Here is an 18,480-nt window from a genome sequence, read left to right on the forward strand (position 1 = left end):
CCGCGCCCGGCGGTCACCCCTCCTGGCCGCCGGAGCTTCGCCGGAACCTCAGCGTCACGAGTTCAAAGGGCCTCAGCTGCAGCGGCACCGCTCCTCCCGGCTGCTGCTTCCCCACTGCATCAGAACCGATCCGCCGTTCCAGCAGATCCGTGGCGGCGACGTCGTCGTAGGCGAAGCCGGCCCGGAGGTTCGCCTGTGCCCTTCCGCCGTGGGCTTCGTACAGCCGGACCACCACGTCGCCGCTGCGGTCCTCGGCCAGCTTGACCGCTTCCACCGCCACAGCAGGATGATCGACCGTGATGATTGGCTCCGCAGCTGCCGCGGCCACCCCGGAGATAAACCGGAGCGGGAGGTTCAGCCGGTACCCCTCGGCCACGGCGTCGGGAATTCCGGAAGCGGGCCGCAGCGAGAACCGGAAGCTGTGCGGCCCCTGGTCTGCCCCCGGGTCCGGAAACAGCGGGGCGCGCAGCAGGGACAGCCGCACCGTGGTGCAGGTCCGCCCGTCCACCGTCTCGCGGAAGGTGTCATGGCCGTAGGTGGAGTCATTGGCCACGGCCACCCCGTAGCCCGGCTCCCCCACATGGATCCACCGGTGGGCCACGGTTTCAAAACGGGCCGCATCCCAAGAGGTGTTGGCGTGAGTGGGGCGGTGTATGTGTCCGAACTGGATCTCGGACGCTGCCTGGGCGGCGTGCACGTCCAGCGGAAACGCGAGTTTGAGCAGTTTTTGCTGCTCGTGCCAGTCCACGTCCACGTCCAGGTCCACTGCCGAGCCGTCCGGGCTCAGGGAAAGGCGCTGCACGATCTCCGAGTCCCCGAAGGATCGCGTGATCCTCAGGACCCGATCTCCGCTGCCGTCCTCAAGCTCCATGCTGTCCGGCTGCATCAGATCCACGGAGCTGTACCGGTAGTGCGCGTCCAGGTCCCAGGCATCCCATTGGTTGGGAGTGTCACGGAACAGCTGGAACAGGTTTCCGGGCCGCCCGGGCGGGAAGACTTCCCGCCCGGGCGCCTCACCCGGGCCGGTTTCATCCGCCGGCGCAACGGCAGCCGAAGGTGATACCACCAGCGACCGGAACAGGCCGGCGGAGTCCACGGTCAGCCTGAGCCGGCCGCTGCTGATCCGCCAGTCGCCACCGGTCCGCTGCCAGGTCCAGGGGAAGGGGCCCGGCACCGGCCCGGCACCGGCGGCCGGTATGCCGGACACGGGGTACGGCCCGGCGTTCAGGGCCGCAGCCGATTCCCCGCTGCCCAGCAGGGCCCGGGCCGAGTTCTCGATCAGGACTTCCAGCCCCGCGGCCACCAGCGCATAGTTGCGTTCTGCTTCCTGATGCACCCAGGCAATGGAGGTGCCGGGCAGGATGTCGTGGAACTGCTGCAGCAGGACGGTGTGCCAGGCCTCTTCCAATGCCTCGTACGGATACTCGGCCCCGGCGGCCAGCGCCGCAGCTGCCGCCCACAGCTCCGCTTCCCGCAGCAGGTGCTCGCTGCGCCGGTTGCCCTTCTTGGTATTGGCCTGGCTGGTGTACGTTCCGCGGTGGAATTCCAGGTACAGCTCCCCCGACCAGGCGGGCGGGTCCGCCAGTTCGGCCTGCGCTGCGGCAAAAAAACGCTCGGGGCTGGACAGCTGCACGGCAGGGGAACCCTCCAGGGAGGCGGTGCGGCGGGCCGCGGCCAGCATTTCCCGGGTCGGCCCGCCGCCGCCGTCCCCCCAGCCAAACGGCACCAGCGAGGTGTTGCCGAATCCCTTCTCGCTGTACTGGCGCTGTGCCCGGGCCAGCTCCTGGCCGGACAGCTCGGAGTTGTAGGTGTCCACGGGCGGGAAATGGGTGAACAGAACGGAACCGTCAATCCCTTCCCAGCGGAACGTGGAGTGCGGCATGACGTTGGTTTCGTTCCAGGAGATTTTCTGGGTCAGGAACCAGCGGGAGCCCGCCGCACGGGCAATCTGCGGCAGCGCCGCCGAGTAACCGAAGGAGTCCGGCAGCCAGAGGACTTGCGGTTCCACCCCGAAATTCTCGCCGAAGAAGCGCTGCCCGGCCACGAACTGCCGGGCCATGGCCTCGCCGCCGGGCATGTTGGTGTCCGCTTCGACCCACATTCCGCCGGTGGGCACAAACCTCCCCTCCCGTACCCGCTCCGCTACCCGGTGGAACAGGTCCGGATAATACTGCTGCAGCCAGGCGTACTGCTGGGCCGAGGACGCGGTAAAAATGAAGTCCGGGTCCTGGTCCATCAGCTCCAGCACATTCGCGAAGGTACGGGCCACCTTGCGCACCGTTTCCCGCACCGGCCACAGCCAGGCACTGTCAATGTGGGCGTGCCCGACGGCGTGGATGCGGTGGGCGCTGGCGTACGCCGGCAGGGCGAGGACGCCGGCCAGTTGTTCGCGGGCGGGGTCCGCGGTGCCGGACACGTCACCGGGATCGACGGCGTTGACCGCCCGTTCCAGGGCCCGGAGGATTTCATAGCGCCGGGGCAGATCCATCGGTAGTTCATGCATGAGCCCGTTCAGGGTCCAAAAGTCCCGGGCGAGGTTCCAGACCCCGGTGTCCAGCAGTGCGAGATCCGCGGACCGGAACACGTACAGCGGTGCCTGGCCCGCCGTCGCCGGATCGCCCAGCGGAGTGGGCGCATAGGTGAATCCGGCGATCACGTTCGGATTCGACGCGGCTTCCAGGTAGAACAGAAATGCTTCGCCCGGCGCCTGCCTGACCGGAACGTGCAGGTTCCGGGGCTCCACCGCCTTCACGATCCCTCCGTCCGCCGTGTAGACCAGGCCCTCCGCCTCAAACCCCGGCCCGTCACCGCTGAACCCCGGATCGATCAGCAGTTCGGGACGGCCGCTTCCGCCCTCCCAGTCCGCCGGCACGGTACCGGACACCCGGAACCAGGTGGTTCCCCAGGGGGCGCCCCAGGCCTGCCCGGGGGAAAAGTGCTGGTAGTCCTGCTGCGCGGCCTGGGCAAAGGGAACGGGCTCCCCCGGCGCCGTCCAGGCTTCAAGCGCCGCCGGCACGCGGTTCCGCCACACGTTCCCGGCGAGCTTTTCCCTCAGGAACCGGTTGATTCGGGCTTCGACAAGTTCGCGGCTGTCGTGCACGGGGCACCTACCCTTTCATTGCGCCGCTCAGGGCGAAGGAGCCCCCGAGCGCACGGGAGAGGATGTACAGGAAAATCACCGGGACGGAGTAGAGGATGGAAAAGGCCGCCAGTTCCCCGTAGGCCACCCCGCCGTACTCGTCGAAAAAGCGGAAGATGCTTACTGCCGCCGGCTGCTTGTCGGCGGAGAACAGCAGGATGAAGGGAACAAAAAAGTTTCCCCAGCCCTCCAGGAAGACAAAGATGAAGACAACTCCCAGGCCCGGGCGCATGAGCGGAAGCACCACGTAGTACAGCGCTTTCATGTTCGAGGCACCGTCAATCCATGCCGCTTCCTCCAGGCTGACCGGTACGGAGTCCATGAAGTTCTTGGTCATCCAGATCGCGATCGGCAGGAAGGTCGCGCCCATGAACAGGATGGTTCCGCCTAGGGAATCCAGCAGGTTCAGCTGCACAAAGAGGCTGTAGACCGGAACCATGATCGCCGTAATCGGCAGGCACGTGCCAAAGAGAACGGTGTACATGAACGGGCGTTTGAAGCGCAGCTGGTAGCGCGAGAGAGGATACGCGGCCAGCACGGCGGCCGTAACGGTAACGGTGGCCGCGCCAAGGGCCAGCAGGAAGCTGTTCAGCAGTGGAATGAACGTCTGCTGCGCGGTCAGGATCGCTGAGAAGTTGGCCAGGGTAAGGGTGGTCGGAGCAGCCAGTTCATACGTGGCATCAGCGTTGACCGAGGCGCTCAGGAGCCAGGTCAGGGGCAGCAGAAACGCCAGGGCCAGCAGCACCAGCACCGCTGTGGAGATTCTTGACGAAGAGGACCTGCGGGCGGACGCCACCGGGGGTACGGTCACGGCTATTCCTTCCTCTCCCGCAGCATGCGGATGTAGGCGATGGAGAAGACTGCACCGATAAACAGCATGACGACGGCGATGGCCGTTCCGTATCCGATGTCACCGTACTGGAAGGCCTGTTCGTAGGCCATGATCGGAAGGGTGGTGCTGGCATTCAGCGGCCCTCCCCGGGTCACCACGAAGATGAGCGTGAAGGTCCCCAGGGTCAGGAGTGTAATCAGCATCAGGTTGGTGGCGATGCTGCGCCGGATCATCGGAAGGGTGACGTACCGCAGACGCTGCAGGGTCCCCGCCCCGTCGATGGTCGCGGATTCGGTGATTTCCGGCGGCACGTCGTTCAGTGCCGCTTGGTAGTTCATCATCGAGAACGCGGTTCCGCGCCAGATATTGGCAATGATCAGCGCCGTCATGGGTTGCTCGTAGAGCCAGTCGACGGCGGGAATTCCCGCCAGCCCGGTCAGCTGGTTGAGCATCCCGTCCCGGAAGAAGAAGGCGTAGGCGATGAACGCGGCCACGATTTCGGGCAGGACCCAGGCGGCCACGACACAGGTTCCCGCGATCGCGCCAACCACTGCGTTGGCCCGCTGCATCAGCAGGGCGAGGAGCATGCCCAGGCAGTTTTGCCCGATCACTGCGGAGGCAAACACAAAGAGGAAGGTGAGCCAGAGGGAGCGGGGGAACAACGGATCGGTCAGGAGCTCCCGGTAGTTCTCCAGCCCGATCCATTCCGGGTTTTTGGCTGCTCCGCCGGTCAGCCCGGCGTCGGTGAAGGAGCCGTACACCGCCCAGACAATCGGTCCGCCAAGGAACACCAGCAGCAGCAGCACCGCCGGAGCCAAAGGCAGGAGCCGGGCGAAGCGGCCCGCCCGGGCGGCGGACGGACGCCGCCGCCCTCCGCCGGGACGCCGTCCCGGCCCTTCCGGCGAGCCGGCGGGCCGGGCGATCGATGTACTGGACACGCGCCCGGCTACTTCTCGGTCACGTTCTCTTCACCCACGATTTTCCTCAGCGCCTCATCGTAGGCAGCGGCAGCTTCCTCCGGAGATTTCCCGCCGGCCACGACTTCCTGGGTTGCGGTCAGGACGGCCGTATCGATTTCGGCAAAGTCCGACGTCGCCGGCCGGTAATTGCTGACGTCAAGAACCTCGGTGACCGCACCGGCGAACGGGTTCATGTCCAGATATTCGGGGGCTTCGGCAACATCGGTGCGGACCGCGATCTTGGAGCTGTCCACGGTGTACTGCAGCGAGTTGTCATAGCTCAGGGCCATCTTCACGAACTCGGCTGCCAGCTCCGGCGACTCGGTCCCCGACCCCACCGCCAGCGTCCACCCGCCGGACATGCTCACCGCCCCGGGGTCCTGGCCGTTCTGCGTCGGGAACGGAGCAGCGGCCATCACTTCGCTGTACTGGGGCCACTCGTACTGGCCGCCCTCCTGCCAGAACTGCGGAGCGTAGGAACCTTCAACCGTGGCCCCCATCCGGTCCTGCGGAAGCATCTCCCCCACGATGCTCTGCCAGATGTTCTCGTCCAGCGCTTCTGCCGGGGTGACCGCCAGTCCCTCGTCATAGATGGTTTTCAGGAAAGCGAGGGAATCCACAAAACCCTGCGAACCGGTAATCCACTTTTGCTCGTCCTCGTCGTAAAGGGTTCCCCCGGGAGTTCCGTAGAGCAGTTCATAAAAACTCTGCATGGTTCCCGCATACATGCTGAAGGGCACCACGTCGGGATTGGCGGCCTTCACCGTGCGCGCCATGGCGAGGATTTCCTCCCAGCTTCCGGGTTCCCAGGGCAGGTCGATGCCGGCTTCCGAGAGCACGTTCTGGTTGTACCAAATGACCCGGGTGTCTGTTTCCAGGGGAATGGCGTAGGTACCGCCGTCGTCGCCTGTTCCGGCCTGTTTCGCCGTCTCGTTGAAGCCGTCCCAGTCCTCCCAGTCCGTGAGGTAGTCGTCCAGCTGGAGCACGTAGCCGGCCTCGACGTCGGCCCGGAGCTTGAAGGAGTCCTCCAGGAACACGTCGGGCGCCGTATCCGCGGAGCGCTGGGAGAGCGCCAGCTTGGTGGCATAATCCTCGTCGTTGCCTTCGATCGGTGCGAGTTCAACGCTCACGCCGTCGTTGGCTGCTTCGAACTCCTGTTTGACGTCCTCCATCAGCTCCACCATTGGCACATCCACGTTTCTGTAGACGATTCGAAGGGTTTGCTGACCGTCCTCGCTACCGCTTCCGCTGCAGCCGCTGAGGGCCAGTGCCGCGGCTGCTCCTGCGGCAAGGATCTTGGTGCTGGCTCGCATGGTTCTCCTTTGATCCACGGTTGCCACTGCGGGGACGTGCCCCGGTGGTGCGGCTGACGCTAATACAAGAACGCCGTTTCCTCAATCATTCGCGGACCGGCTGCCGGTGCAGTCCGAAGAGTGGAGGCGGAACCGGGCGGCAAGGGAGCTGGACGGCAGCGCTGGGTGCTCGACGGCGGAGCTGGGAGCTCGACGGCGGAAGTCAGGGTTCGGCGGCGGTCAGAGGTCGACGGCGGCAGTCATCTCACTGACAAAGGCCTCGGTTTCCGCTGCGTTGCGGAAACCGTAGGACACTTCGCGCACGGCTTCTTCCCGGCTGGCCGGAACCGAGTGGTACTTCACGGCGTCAAAATTGCCGGGCCCGGTGACGGGCTCCACCAGCGGCCGGTGGTTCAGGTGCGGGAACTGGCGCAGCGTCGGGTCAATCCGCCACTGCGCGGTTTCGATCCAGAAGTGGTCCCCCATGCCTGAGGAGCCGCTGGCCACCCGGATGTCTTCGACGCCCGCGCCGGCCATGAGCCAGGCGAGTGTGAAGGAGGCCGGCGCGCCGAGACCTGATCCGTAGGGAATGTGACCCTCTGCCACCGCCGCTGTCTGCTCTGCAAGGCGGGTTGCTTCCTGAAGGCTGAGTGATCGCATGCTTCCATGTTCCCAGCCGGATGTGCAGAGTACCTATTTGGAGGGCTCCCGGGCATGCAGCCTCTGCCTCTGCACCGGCCGCGGCGGTACCGTTGAATCATGACCGACCGCGAAACGCACCAGCGGCACAGTTCCAATCCGACCGGCGCCATCCGCAGGATTCCGTCCGGAAAGAAGGCCGACGCCCTGTGGTCCTCCATGGAACGCGAGGATGGGCTGTACACCATCCTCGAGGCAGCCCGGCGGCTGGGCTTTGGTTACGGGCCAAACCTCCGTGCCTCCCGGCTGACCGGAAAGGGCAGGGTCCTGGCCGTGAAGCGCGGCGACGCCTTCCTCTATCCCGGGTTCCAGTTTGATGTGCCCGGCGGCCGCATGGTCCCGGCGGTCAAGGATGTCATCCGGCTGGGCCGCTGGATGGGCTGGACGGATGAGCAGGTGGCCCTGTGGTTTTACACCCCAAACAACCTCCTGCAGGGCAAACGTCCGGTCGATGTCCGCACTGACGAGGAAAAGCTGATCAGCACCGCCGAGAAGGATATTGCCGGCCGGTCCTGAGCCCTGATTGGGCGGCTACTGCGGCCAGCGCCCGGTTTCGAAGAGCTCGGCCAGCAGGGCCTGCGCCGGGGCGGGGTCCAGGCCGCGGGACGTCAGCCACGCGTCGTCGCCGTACGACGCCGCGTAGCGGTCACCGGAATCGCACATCAGGGAGACGATGCTCCCCGCTTTCCCCTCCGCTTCCATCCGCGCCGCCAACTGCCACACGCCCCACAGGTTGGTGCCGGTGGAGGGGCCTGCGTGCAGCCCGGCGATGTCAAAGAGGTGCCTGGCGGCGGCCACGGAGGCGCTGTCCGGAACCTGGATCATGTGGTCGATGACCGCCGGCACAAAGCTTGGCTCCAGGCGCGGGCGCCCGATGCCCTCGATGCGCGAGGGGCCGCCGGAGGCGGGTTCCCCCGGATTGCGCCAGGACGGATAGAACACTGAGTTTTCCGGGTCCACGACGGCCAGCTTCGTGGCATGCCGGTGGTAGCGGATGTAGCGGCCGAGCGTTGCACTGGTGCCTCCGGTACCGGCTCCAACCACAATCCATTCGGGGACCGGGGACTCTTCCAGCGCCAGCTGACCGAAAATCGACTCGGCAATATTGTTGTTGCCGCGCCAGTCCGTGGCCCGTTCCGCGTAGGTGAACTGGTCCATGTAGTGGCCGCCGGTGCTGCGGGCAACCTCTTCGGCGGCCGCATATACCTGGGACGGATCGTCGACGAAGTGGCAGGTTCCGTTGTACTGCTCGATCAGCGCGATTTTCTCGGCGCTGGTGGTGCGGGGCATGACGGCGACAAACGGCAGGTCCAGCAGCTGCGCAAAGTAGGCCTCGGAGACGGCGGTGGAGCCGCTGGAAGCTTCCACGATGGTCATGCCGCGGGTGATCCAGCCGTTGACCAGCCCAAAGAGGAACAGCGACCGGGCGAGCCGGTGCTTCAGGCTGCCGGTGCGGTGGGTCGACTCGTCCTTCAGGTAGACCTTCACGGACCAGCCCGCCGGAACCGGGACCTCGAACAGATGGGTGTCGGCGGAGCGGTTGCCTTCGGCTTCAATCCGCCGGATGGCTTCATCGGACCAGCGGCGGTTCGGAACCTGGGAAATAGTCACCCGATCCAGCCTACAGGCGCTCCCTGAAGATGCCCGAGCGGATCCGGGTGCGGCCGGATGCCGGCTCGCCGCGTAGGACACCGGCCGGAGCAGATTCGTGACAGGAAGGAGGTTGTGGATTAGCCTGCGGCGCCTGCAATTTGCCGCAGGGCACGGATGTGCGCGTCGAAGGCGTCTTTTCCCGCCGCTGTGAGCCCCACCCACGTCAGCCGGCGGGCGTCCTGACGGTTCTCGGAAGCGGCCTTCGCCAAATGGATGTACCCCGCATCGGCCAGGGTCTTCAGGTGCTTGGACAGCGTGGCATCGGATATCCCCAGGCCGTCGCGGAGGACGGCAAAATCCATCTGGTTGACGGCCCGCAGCAGCCCGCAGATCCGCAGCCGGCTGGGGGCATGGATGAGGTCGTTGAACTGTGCCTCAGGCATCGCGCAGCCGGTCCAGCGCCGAGCGGTAGGCCACTGAGGCCAGCCAGGTCACCGCGCCGAAGGCGGCCAGGCTCGTTAGTGCCACGGCCCACCCGGCACCCAGCGACACCAGGCCGAGCGAGACGGAGAACAGTGCCAGGCACGCCGCGAGCATCCCCGCCACCGCCAGGGCAGCCCCGGATCCCATGCTCTGGAAGCGGATTCCGGTTTCGCGGTTCATGAGATGGGCGATGATCAGCACGGCGACCAATGCCAGCCATCCGGAGGTCGGCGGTTCATAGTTCTCCCCCGGGCTGGCCGTCGCCGCGCCGGCTACCCACCATGCACCGACCCCGCCGTATGCAGCCAGCAGCACCCTGGGAACGCGTGTGCTGTCCGCCAAAGCCCGGCGGTCTCCGGACAGTTCGCTCAGGCGGGCAGCCGCCTCGTCGGCGGACGGCCGCCCCTGAAAGTCATTTTCCATAGCGGCAAGTCTATGGGTTACTTTCCATTGAGGCAAGAGACTTGGATTAGCGGCAGTGCCACCGCACCGCCTGACGTGCCCCGCTACTTTCCCTGCAGGACCTCCGCCAGCCGGTGCAGTTCCGCTGACGTATCCAATGCCATCTTTTCCGCACTGGCCAGCAGACCCAGGATGTTCTTCGCCCCGGCGTCGTTGGAGGCATGGTTGGTGCCCGGCAGCAGCCGGGCCTGGATCCGCACATAGTTGGTGTCCAGGATCCGGCGCAGCCCCTCCCGCATGAGCTGCCCCGGGCCGCCGAAGACCATGGCAAAATCCTGCTCCAGGGCCTGGAGGTCCGCTGTATTGTGCGTCTGTTCGGAGCTGAGCAGCAGGCCCACCGAAGTACCGGAGGTGCCGGTGCCCAGCGACACCAGCATCACGCCGTCGTCGTCGTCCCGGGGCATCGAAAGTCCCAGGGTGTAGGCCACCAGCGCGGGATCGTCAGCGGCCAGCCCGCCGTCCACCAGCTCCCGCGTCCGGCCGCCGGGATCGGTGTAGGTCACCGCGGGGAAAAACCGCGGCAGCGATCCTGTTGCCCGGGCCGCGAGCGCCATGGGCGCATCACCCAGCTGCGATTGGTCCAGTCCCCCGCCGGCAAAATACAGTGCCTGCGTGTTGGCCAGGTCGCAGGTGGTCACCGCCACGGGAAGGATGGCCTGCGACAGTGTGGCATCGCCCAGGACCTCTTCGAGGAAGTGCTGCAAAGGCTGCGCGGGATACATGGATCCGCCGGGTGGAATGGCTGTCAGATCCCGCTTGGCGTGGTCGCGCGGAAAGATCGACTTCGCGCTCGCGAAATTCAGGTTCCGCACTTCTTTGGCGCTGTAGGGGGTGCCGCCGTCCCGCGGGCACGTCAGGGCGAGCGCGATCATCCCGCCAACGGACGTACCGACAATCAGGTCGAAAAGTTCCGCGGTCGGCCGGCCTGCCCGTTTCTCCAAGTGGGTCAGCCACATGATGGGGATGATGCCGCGGACTCCGCCGCCGTCGATGGAGAGAATGCGCAGCATGGCGGCTCCTGAGGGGAATGCGGTGTTGTCCCAACGTCCGATTAACCCTGCCCGCAGCGTCTGCAGGGGTCAAGGCCGGCGTGCGTCCGAGCCGCTCGGGCGCGGCCCTTTCCCGAGCGCCGGCCTCTGCTTGAGCCCGGCGCTGCCTCATCGCCAGTAATTATTGGCAGCCGCTATCGTCGCAAATTCGGTGGCCACCACCTGGGACGCCGCAATGAGCCCGTTCGGGCTGTTCGCGTAGGCATCACGGATGATGCTCTGCACATGTTCGTCCGGCTGGATGGCAAAGGAGGTCTGCAGCGCCAGGCTGATGGCCAGACGGCGCCCTTCCTCAGGGCTTTCACACTTGAGGGAGTTATTCGGAACGAGTTCCATGGGGTATGTCCTCTGTTCGGCGTTGCGGACCACCTCATTGTGGACGGCTCCCGGGAAGGGGACAAGAGCCGGACTGCCGCGCACAAGGAGGCCCTGATGGATGAGTACCTGATTCTGCTGCCCGACGACGAGGACGCGTGGGAGCGCCTCAGCGACGATGGGCGGGAAGCGGTGCACAGCCGGCACCGGGAGTTCGCCCGCCGGCTGCAGGAGAGCGGACAGGTGCTGACCGGCGGTGCGGAGCTGGCTCCCTCCCGGACAGCATGACTCAGTCCACCGGCGCCGCCCGCAGCACCGCTGCCTCTGCCGTTTCGCCCGAGACCGCCGTCGACTGGGCCTTCTTCCTCTTCGGCGGGCTGGCTGCGGGAGGGTTCGCCGTCATGCTCCTGGATGAGAGCCTGCAGCCGCGGCACCTCTGGGTGCTGGTCATCTTTTGGGCCGTCCTGGCCTACCTCGTACTGCCGAGATTGCACCGGGTCCTGACCCGCATCTACATCCCCGATTACTTCATGGGACGAACCCGGACCAGCGACGGGCTCTTCGGAGACCCGGTTAATCTTGCGTTCCGCGGGCAGGAAGAACAGCTGCGCGCCGCGCTCGAGCAGGCAGGGTGGACAGCAGCGGACCCGGTCACCCTGGCCAGCAGCCGCCGCATCGTCCTCGACAGCATTCTGCACCGCAGCTACGCGGCAGCCCCGGTCAGTCCGCTGTTCCTGTTCGGCCGCCAGCAGGACTTCGCCTATCAGCAGGAAATTGACGGAAATCCCCGCCGAAGGCACCATCTGCGCTTCTGGCGCTGTCCCCCGGGGTGGCTTTTACCCGGCGGGATCTCCGTGGACTGGCTCGCGGCGGCCGCCTATGACCGCTCCGTCGGGTTGTCGTTTTTTACGCTTCAGGTCACGCACCGGATCGGTGCCGACATTGATGCGGAGCGGGACTATGTGGTCTCGTCCCTGGCGGAGTCCTCCCCGGACCTGCCGGTTGAGGTCATCAGGGGTTTTTCCACCGGTTACCACTCGCGCAACGGCGGCGGGGACTCGTTCGAGACCGACGGCGACCTGCCCATCGTGGATGTGGGCCGGACACCGTTCCGGCATGGTTCCCCGCTTCTTAGCCCTGGATCCGGACGGGTTCCCGGCCAGGTTTCCGGGCAGAGGCCCCGGCGTCCGGCGCCCGTCGTCGTCGTCGGTGCCGTTTTGGTGTTCCTGCGGGCAGCCGCCGCGCTGACAGTTGCGGCGGCTTTACTGGGCAAAGGCAGCGAACCCTGGCGGAGCATCCTTCCGCAGCCGGGCACCGCCGATCCCGGCACCATCGGTCTGGGCATCAATCTGGGCAGCGGCAGTGAGGCGGTCGGATTCCTCTTTGTCGCCTTCGCGTGCGCGGACGCAGGCTTGGGCATTCTCATCCTTCGCGGAGTCAACGCAGCACGGCTTGCAGCGATGACCCTCAGCGCCGCCGCGATTGTCCTCCAAATTGTTTCCGTAGTCAGCAGCGGCCCGGACGTTCCCCTCAGGTCCAATCTGGCCGGCTATTCCCTGGACGTCCTGCTTATTCTGGCCCTGTCCAGCGGGCGGGCACGGGAGTTCGCGCATCAGCGGCACCGCGTCCGCCAGCGACGGCGCCGCAGCAGGGCCCGGGACGCCGTCGGCTAGGGTTGCGGGAACAGGGGGGTGCTGATGATCATCACTGAGTTTCCGCGGGACCTGCTCATGACCGGTGCCATTTTCGGTGTGGCTGCGTTCATGTGGGCCGGATGGGCGCAGGAGCGCCCGCCGCAGGGGGTGGCCTGGCGGGTTGTCCTTGGCGCTTTGGGGCTCTGCGGTGCGGTTCTGGCGGCCGGGACCATTCCGGCGGCGGTCAGCAACTGGGCCGAGCCAACTGCGATCGTTTTCGGCGGGACGGCCTTCGCCTGGTACACCGCCGTGTTCTGGCTGGAAGTCGCCGCGATGATTGCCCTGGTCATTGTGGCCACGCGGAGGAAGCGCAGCGATCTCATTGCTCCGCTGATCCTCGCGGTGGTCGGCATTCACTTCATCCCGCTGGCATGGGTGTTCCAGCAGCCGGTCTATCTGGTGGCCGGGATTGCAGTGACCGCTGCCGCGGCCGTGGCGGCTTTCATCCCCGACAGGACCGCAGCGCGCAGCTTCTGGTGCGGGCTGCCCGCCGGCGCAATTCTCCTCGCCACCGGCGCCGTCTGCGCGGCGGCCGGGTTCGGTGCCCTGTAGCCAGAGGGGAAAGCGCCCGGCCTCAGACAAAAGGTTCACGGCTCCCCCTCCCCCCTCGGTTTTCTTGCGACTTTTGAATTCTTCGGCACCTCATTAAACGACGACGGCGCCGCCCGGACCGTGGAAGCGGTCCGGCGCGGCGCCGTCGTGCGTTGTTTTGTTCTCGTTCCCCGCTGCAGCGGGAACCTTGCCTTTAGAGCTTGGAGGCAACCAGACCGGTCAGGTCCACGAGGCGGTTGGAGTAGCCCCACTCGTTGTCGTACCAGCCGACAATCTTGACCTGGTTGCCCATGACGCGGGTCAGGCCGGAGTCGAAGATGCAGGAGGACGGGTCGCCCACGATGTCCGAGGAAACAATCGGATCCTCGGTGTAGGTGAGGATGCCGGCCCAGCGCGGATCCTGTGCAGCCTTGGCGTAGGCGGCGTTGATCTCCTCGACGGTGGCTTCCTTTTCCAGCGTGACGGTCAGATCGGTGACGGAACCGGTGGGGACCGGGACGCGGATGGCGAAGCCGTCCAGCTTGCCCTTCAGCTCCGGCAGGACCAGGCCGATGGCCGCAGCGGCACCCGTGGAGGTCGGAACCATGTTCAGGGCAGCGGCACGGGCACGGCGCAGGTCGCTGTGCGGGCCGTCCTGCAGGTTCTGGTCTGCCGTGTAGGCGTGCACCGTGGTCATCAGGCCCTTTTCTATGCCGAAGGCATCGTTCAGGACCTTGGCCAGCGGGCCGAGGCAGTTGGTGGTGCAGGAAGCGTTGGAGATGATGTCGTGGTTCTGGGGATCGTAGTCGCCGTCGTTCACGCCCATCACCACGGTGAAGGCGTCGCCCTTGGCGGGTGCGGAGATCAGGACCTTCTTGGCGCCTGCGGTGATGTGCTTCCGGGCGTCGTCCGCCTTCGTGAAGAAGCCGGTGGATTCAATGACGATGTCAACGTCCAGCTCGCCCCAGGGCAGGTTGGCCGGATCGCGCTCGGCGAGCACCTTGATGGTCTTTCCGCCAACGATGAGGTTGCCGTCTTCGACGGAGACCTTCTCGCCCAGGCGGCCGGCGACGGAGTCGTACTTCAGCAGGTGGGCCAGCTGTGCGGGGTCGCCCAGGTCGTTAACTGCTACAACCTCGAAGCCTTCGCCGTGCTCCAGTGCTGCTCGCAGGAAGTTGCGGCCAATGCGACCAAAACCGTTAATACCGACGCGTACCGTCATGAGGGCCTCCTCAGGCTCGATAAGATTAAATTTAGAGACTAAATTTATTACCTCCTATAATTATGCTGTTATCGTCGCCACACGTCAAAAGGGCTCACCCATGGATGCCTCCACCAGTACCCCGCAGCTCCTGCGCCGCACCAACCTGCGGGCAGTGCTCGAGGTGCTCCGCACCGTGCCCTCGGCCACCGGCACCGACCTGATTTCCGCCACCGGCCTGACGCGCGCCACCGTCATTGCGGTGTGCGATGACCTCATTGCCCGGGGCTGGGCCCGGGAACGCGAATCGCCGCGGATCGGCGGGCAAAAAGGCCGGCCCGCCCGCCGCTTCGAGTTCAATTCCGGCGCCGGTCACGTCCTGGGGCTCGACGTCGGCATCGCCACCGTCCGTGTCCTGGTCTCGAACCTGTCCGGCGCTGTCGTCGGCGGTGCCGAAGCCCGCTTTCCCCGCCACGGCGGAGCGCCGGAGCAGCGGCGGCGGGTGCTGACTGCCGCCGTCGACGACGCGCTGGCCGACGCCGGCACCACTTCCGCGGCCGTGTTGTGCGTAGGCATGGGCATCGCTGCCCAGGTGACCGGAGAAGGCGCCGTCGCTCCGGGGCAGGAGGTGGCGCCGATGTTCGAGCTCGGGCTGCAGAAGGAATTCGGTGAAGGCCGCGGCTGGCCTCTGCTGGTGGAGAATGACGCCAAGCTCGCGGCCCTCGCCGAGCGCTGGCGCGGGGTGGGTGCCGGAGAAGAGAACCTGGCCGTAATCCTGGCCGGCGAGCGCCTGGGCAGCGGCATTATCGAGTCCGGCCGGCTGCTGCACGGCGGGTCCGGCGGCACTGGAGCGATGGGTGCGCTGGAACTGGTGGCCGGCGTCGGCAACGAGGACGGAATTGCCAAGCTGGCACGGCTCTGGGGCAGCGCGGCACTGAAGGACGGGCACGACGGCGCCATCCGCGCCCTGGTGGGCCCGTCCACCAACCGCGCTTCCGCCCGGCTGGTCTTTGAGGCCGCAGCCGCCGGCGATCCGGTGGCCGTGGAGATCCTGGACCGCATTGCCCGGCGGATGGCACGGGTACTGGCCCTGGTCTCCTCCTTCTTCGATCCGAAACTGATCGTTATCGGCGGCGCCGTGGCGGCGTCAGCTACGGCCCTGCTGCCGGTGATGACGGATGAGCTGGCCCGGTACGTGAGCGAGCCGCCCCGGGTTGCCGTCTCGGACATGGGCAAGATGCTGGTGCCCACCGGAGCCGTGCGCTTGGCCCTGGATTACGTGGAGGCCCACATGCTGGAACTGGTTCCGGAGGTCCGCCGGCCGGCGTGATCCGCCCTCCTCCGCGAGATGGCAGTAACGGCTGTTCCCAGGCCCGGGAAGCGCACTTACTGCCATCTCGGGTGAAAGAAAGGGGCACCGAGGCACCGATTTAGCGCATCTCCTGCATGCGGAGCAGGTTGCCCGCCGGATCCCGGAACGCACAGTCGCGCATTCCCCAGTCCTGGTTCATGGGCTCCTGAACCACTTCCGCTCCCCCGGCCTCAACCTGCGCAAAGGCAGCATCCAAATCCGCGGTCGCCAGCATCATCCCGGCGTAAACACCCTTGGCCATCATTTCCTCAATGGCGCGGCGCTCCTCATCCGTGATGCCCGGGTCGGCGGCGGGTGGCTGCAGGACAATCGAGGTGCCGGGCTGATCCGGCGGTCCCACCGTGATCCAGCGCATCCCCTCGTAGCCGACGTCGTTGCGGACCTCGAATCCCAGAACGTCCCGGTAGAACGCCAGCGAGGCATCCGGGTCGGTGTGCGGAAGAAAGGCACAGTTGATCGTGATGTCCATGTTGCTCTCCCTACTGCGGCTGCACCAGCCGCACTTCTCGATTCCTTATCGGCCGTGTCGCCCGCCGGGTGATGCAGGGCGGCAGGCCGGCCAGGCTGTCCTGCGCCTGCCGCTGGTATGCCCCCGGCGGCACGCCCACCAATTCAGCGAACCGGGTGCTGAAGGTTCCCAGGGACCCGCAGCCAACCGCAAAGCACACGTCAGCGACACTGAGGTTCCCGCGGCGGAGCAGGGTCATGGCACGTTCGATCCGCCGCGTCATCAGGTAGGAGTACGGGGACTCCCCGTAGGCACTGCGGAATAGGCGGCTGAAGTGGCCGGCGGAGATGAATTCGCCGCGGGCCAGCGCCGTTACATCCAGCGGTTTTGCATACTCCCGGTCAATCCGGTCACGCACCCGCCGCAGCCGGGCCAGATCGTCCAGGTGCCTGGACACCCTGACCGTCTGCGCCGCCGTCGTCATGCCCCCACCGCCCTTTCGATGCACGCGCGAATTGCTGCTTCTCCGGCCGCCGTCAGCTCAGGCGCCAACGCGTAGGAGACCGGCCAGACGCCGTCGGGTTCATCCAACTGCGCTTCCTCATTGAAGCCGAAGACGCAGTAGCGCCCCTTGTCCACTTCACCGCTGCGAAAGAAACAAACAACCTTCCCGGCCCGCGCGTAGGCCGGCTGGCCGTACCAGAGCCTTGGCGCCAGTTCCGGGGCTGCAGCGGTCACCACGGCATGAATACGTTCAGCCAGCGCGCGGTCCGACGCCGGCATTTCGGCAATTTTCGACAGGACGGCCTTCAGGTCGGCGGCTGCTTTGTCCGCTTTCCTTCCCCGCCCGGCCGTCTTGAGTTCGGCCGCTCGCTGCTTCATGGCCGCGCGCTCCTCCGCAGAGAATCCGCCCTCGCGGACTTCTTCCGGTTCAGTTCCTGCGGCTTGCCGGTTCGCCACGATCTGCTCCTTCTGCCCGTTCCCGTAAGTGTGCCTCTACGCTAAGACCAGCAACAGGTCCGGCGCTTCTTGATTCCTGATCGATCCGGAAGCAAAAGGGCACGATGAGGATGCCGTCCTTGATGGACCGCTCCGGATGAACAGGAACAGTATGGAACCCAATGCCGGGCAGGCGTATGTGGACGGATTAGAGCAGAAGGCAAAGGCAGAGCTTCCCGACTACGTGTACGGCTATTTTGCCGGGTCGGCAGGCGGCGGCGAATCCGTGCAGGACGCCGCGGCACAATGGGATGCGCTGCGCTTCCGCCCGCGGGCCTTCACTCGCACCTCCGCGCGCCGGACCGAAACATCAGTGCTGGGAGTACCGCTGCAAACACCTGTCCTGGCTGCTCCGATGGCGCAGCAGAACGCGGCCACTCCCCTGGCCGAACTTGCGACGGCGCGTGCCGTCCGCCGCACCGGGTCGCTGCTGGGCGTCTCCACCAACACTTCCGTTCCGTTCGGGAAGATCGCGGAAGAAGGCGTCCCGTGGTGGTTCCAGGTGTACGTCATGAGGGACAGGGGGTTGTCCGACGCGCTGGTGCAGCGAGCCGCGGACGCCGGCGCGAAGGCGCTGATCCTGACCGTGGATACAACACGGCTGGCCTCCGGCGGGCTGGTTATCGACCCCCTGCTGTGGCCCGAAACCCCGGGGAAGAAGAGGCTCGGGAATCTTCTCGACGAAGACCTGACCGGCCTTCCGGAGGATGCCCCTGCCGCGGCGGAGGACCTGACCCTGGACGTCATTGGCGAACTACGCGAACGGTCGGGTCTTGAAGTGGTGGTGAAAGGCGTTCTGCGCGGCGATGATGCACGCAGGGCAGTAGATGCAGGGGCCGCCGGCGTACTGGTTTCCACTCATGGGGGCCGGCGGCTCGGCCGGTCCGTGACTTCGGCCCAGGCGCTGCCCGAGGTGGTCCAGGCTGTCGGCGGCGATTGTGAGGTTTACGTCGACAGCGGGATCAGGACAGGGGATCACGTAGCGGCTGCGCTGGCGATGGGCGCGCGTGCCGTTTTCGTGGGGCGGCCGGTGATGTGGGGCCTGGCCGCCGAGGGCGAAGACGGTGCAGCCGGCGTTCTCGCACACCTTACCGAGGAACTGCGGTTCACCATGTCCGGCATCGGTGCCGACGCCATCGCGGACATCACGCCGGACCTGCTGTGGCGCGGGACGGCTGATTAGACCGGACGGGGGCGCGGCCCACGTCGTTCCGACTCCGGCTTTTCGACCAGCACACGGTTTTCGCCCGCATCGCGCCATGCCGCGGCCAGGGCGTCTTCATCGGGTAAAGCGAACCCGCTGGGCAGGGCCTGGGAACCATTGAAGGGTGGGCCCCGCGGCGGACGAAAACGGCATTCAGGGTGCCTGCGGTGACAGCAAAACCACCAGGTCCACGGCCAGCGCAACGGAC

At 66.4% G+C, this 18,480-nt stretch carries 20 protein-coding genes; 6 read left to right on the plus strand and 14 right to left on the minus strand.

All coding sequences use genetic code 11. The features are described from left to right. Positions 1–13 precede the first annotated feature (13 nt). From WKB88_RS16875 to WKB88_RS16895, 5 genes are all read right to left on the minus strand, one after another. Entirely contained in the window at positions 14–3,100 is a 3,087-nt protein-coding gene (locus WKB88_RS16875) for an alpha-mannosidase (RefSeq protein WP_341395718.1), read from the minus strand. 7 nt (positions 3,101–3,107) lie between these two features. Beyond that, positions 3,108–3,950 carry a carbohydrate ABC transporter permease gene (locus tag WKB88_RS16880; protein WP_341395719.1) on the minus strand — a complete coding sequence of 281 codons (843 nt, stop codon included), beginning with the start codon at positions 3,948–3,950 and terminating at the stop codon, positions 3,108–3,110. 2 nt (positions 3,951–3,952) lie between these two features. Further along, positions 3,953–4,909, minus strand: a complete 957-nt coding sequence (locus WKB88_RS16885) for a carbohydrate ABC transporter permease (protein ID WP_445818949.1) — start codon at positions 4,907–4,909, stop codon at positions 3,953–3,955. A gap of 8 nt (positions 4,910–4,917) precedes the next feature. Further along, positions 4,918–6,243 carry an extracellular solute-binding protein gene (locus WKB88_RS16890; protein WP_341395720.1) on the minus strand — a complete coding sequence of 442 codons (1,326 nt, stop codon included), beginning with the start codon at positions 6,241–6,243 and terminating at the stop codon, positions 4,918–4,920. A 219-nt stretch (positions 6,244–6,462) separates the two neighbouring features. Further along, positions 6,463–6,882 carry a hypothetical protein gene (locus WKB88_RS16895; protein ID WP_341395721.1) on the minus strand — a complete coding sequence of 140 codons (420 nt, stop codon included), beginning with the start codon at positions 6,880–6,882 and terminating at the stop codon, positions 6,463–6,465. Positions 6,883–6,981: 99 nt separating this feature from the next. Between WKB88_RS16895 and WKB88_RS16900 the strand changes: the two genes are divergently transcribed. After that, positions 6,982–7,437, plus strand: a complete 456-nt coding sequence (locus WKB88_RS16900) for a hypothetical protein (protein WP_341395722.1) — start codon at positions 6,982–6,984, stop codon at positions 7,435–7,437. Positions 7,438–7,452: 15 nt separating this feature from the next. On the opposite strand, the gene WKB88_RS16905 is transcribed toward WKB88_RS16900, so the two are convergent. From WKB88_RS16905 to WKB88_RS16925, 5 genes are all read right to left on the minus strand, one after another. Next, complete coding sequence (locus tag WKB88_RS16905; protein ID WP_341395723.1) at positions 7,453–8,532, minus strand: PLP-dependent cysteine synthase family protein; 1,080 nt, start codon at positions 8,530–8,532, stop codon at positions 7,453–7,455. A 119-nt stretch (positions 8,533–8,651) separates the two neighbouring features. Next, complete coding sequence (locus tag WKB88_RS16910) at positions 8,652–8,957, minus strand: transcriptional regulator (protein ID WP_341395724.1); 306 nt, start codon at positions 8,955–8,957, stop codon at positions 8,652–8,654. Further along, positions 8,950–9,420 (minus strand): hypothetical protein, encoded by a 471-nt coding sequence (locus tag WKB88_RS16915; protein ID WP_341395725.1) that lies wholly within the window; start codon positions 9,418–9,420, stop codon positions 8,950–8,952. The genes WKB88_RS16910 and WKB88_RS16915 overlap by 8 nt, the downstream gene beginning before the upstream one ends. Positions 9,421–9,503: 83 nt before the next feature. Continuing rightward, on the minus strand, positions 9,504–10,469 hold the full coding sequence (locus WKB88_RS16920) for a patatin-like phospholipase family protein (protein WP_341395726.1): 966 nt from the start codon (positions 10,467–10,469) through the stop codon (positions 9,504–9,506). 147 nt (positions 10,470–10,616) lie between these two features. Next, a complete protein-coding gene (locus WKB88_RS16925) occupies positions 10,617–10,844 on the minus strand; it encodes a hexameric tyrosine-coordinated heme protein (protein ID WP_341395727.1) in 228 nt (75 codons plus the stop codon). Between the two features lie 96 nt (positions 10,845–10,940). Here WKB88_RS16925 and WKB88_RS16930 point away from each other — a divergent pair, with 96 nt between their 5' ends. Genes WKB88_RS16930 through WKB88_RS16940 form a run of 3 tightly spaced genes read left to right on the plus strand, consistent with a single transcriptional unit; the run spans position 10,941 to position 13,069 of the window. Further along, positions 10,941–11,111 (plus strand): hypothetical protein, encoded by a 171-nt coding sequence (locus WKB88_RS16930; protein ID WP_341395728.1) that lies wholly within the window; start codon positions 10,941–10,943, stop codon positions 11,109–11,111. Next, positions 11,108–12,496, plus strand: coding sequence for an LssY C-terminal domain-containing protein (locus WKB88_RS16935; RefSeq protein WP_341395729.1), 1,389 nt, complete (start codon positions 11,108–11,110; stop codon positions 12,494–12,496). The genes WKB88_RS16930 and WKB88_RS16935 overlap by 4 nt, the downstream gene beginning before the upstream one ends. Positions 12,497–12,520: 24 nt before the next feature. Then, positions 12,521–13,069, plus strand: a complete 549-nt coding sequence (locus WKB88_RS16940; protein ID WP_341395730.1) for a DUF7010 family protein — start codon at positions 12,521–12,523, stop codon at positions 13,067–13,069. 193 nt (positions 13,070–13,262) lie between these two features. Here the strand turns inward: WKB88_RS16940 and gap are convergent, their stop codons facing one another. Further along, on the minus strand, positions 13,263–14,270 hold the full coding sequence (gene gap, locus WKB88_RS16945) for a type I glyceraldehyde-3-phosphate dehydrogenase (RefSeq protein WP_341395731.1): 1,008 nt from the start codon (positions 14,268–14,270) through the stop codon (positions 13,263–13,265). 100 nt (positions 14,271–14,370) lie between these two features. Between gap and WKB88_RS16950 the strand changes: the two genes are divergently transcribed. After that, positions 14,371–15,579, plus strand: a complete 1,209-nt coding sequence (locus WKB88_RS16950; RefSeq protein WP_341395732.1) for an ROK family protein — start codon at positions 14,371–14,373, stop codon at positions 15,577–15,579. A gap of 100 nt (positions 15,580–15,679) precedes the next feature. Here WKB88_RS16950 and WKB88_RS16955 read toward each other — a convergent pair whose 3' ends face one another. Genes WKB88_RS16955 through WKB88_RS16965 form a run of 3 tightly spaced genes read right to left on the minus strand, consistent with a single transcriptional unit; the run spans position 15,680 to position 17,029 of the window. Next, positions 15,680–16,090 (minus strand): VOC family protein, encoded by a 411-nt coding sequence (locus WKB88_RS16955; RefSeq protein WP_341395733.1) that lies wholly within the window; start codon positions 16,088–16,090, stop codon positions 15,680–15,682. A gap of 10 nt (positions 16,091–16,100) precedes the next feature. Beyond that, a complete protein-coding gene (locus tag WKB88_RS16960) occupies positions 16,101–16,553 on the minus strand; it encodes a helix-turn-helix transcriptional regulator (protein ID WP_341395734.1) in 453 nt (150 codons plus the stop codon). After that, the gene (locus tag WKB88_RS16965; protein ID WP_341395735.1) at positions 16,550–17,029 is read right to left on the minus strand and encodes a DUF1801 domain-containing protein; all 480 of its coding nucleotides are present in this window, start codon (positions 17,027–17,029) and stop codon (positions 16,550–16,552) included. Before WKB88_RS16965 ends, WKB88_RS16960 begins: the two co-directional genes overlap by 4 nt. 151 nt (positions 17,030–17,180) lie before the next feature. On the opposite strand from WKB88_RS16965, the gene WKB88_RS16970 reads away from it, so the two are divergent. Next, positions 17,181–18,251, plus strand: coding sequence for an alpha-hydroxy acid oxidase (locus WKB88_RS16970; protein ID WP_341395736.1), 1,071 nt, complete (start codon positions 17,181–17,183; stop codon positions 18,249–18,251). The last annotated feature ends 229 nt before the right edge of the window (positions 18,252–18,480 follow it).

The organism is Arthrobacter sp. G119Y2, assembly GCF_038069765.1.
Classification (GTDB): Bacteria; Actinomycetota; Actinomycetes; order Actinomycetales; family Micrococcaceae; genus Arthrobacter_B.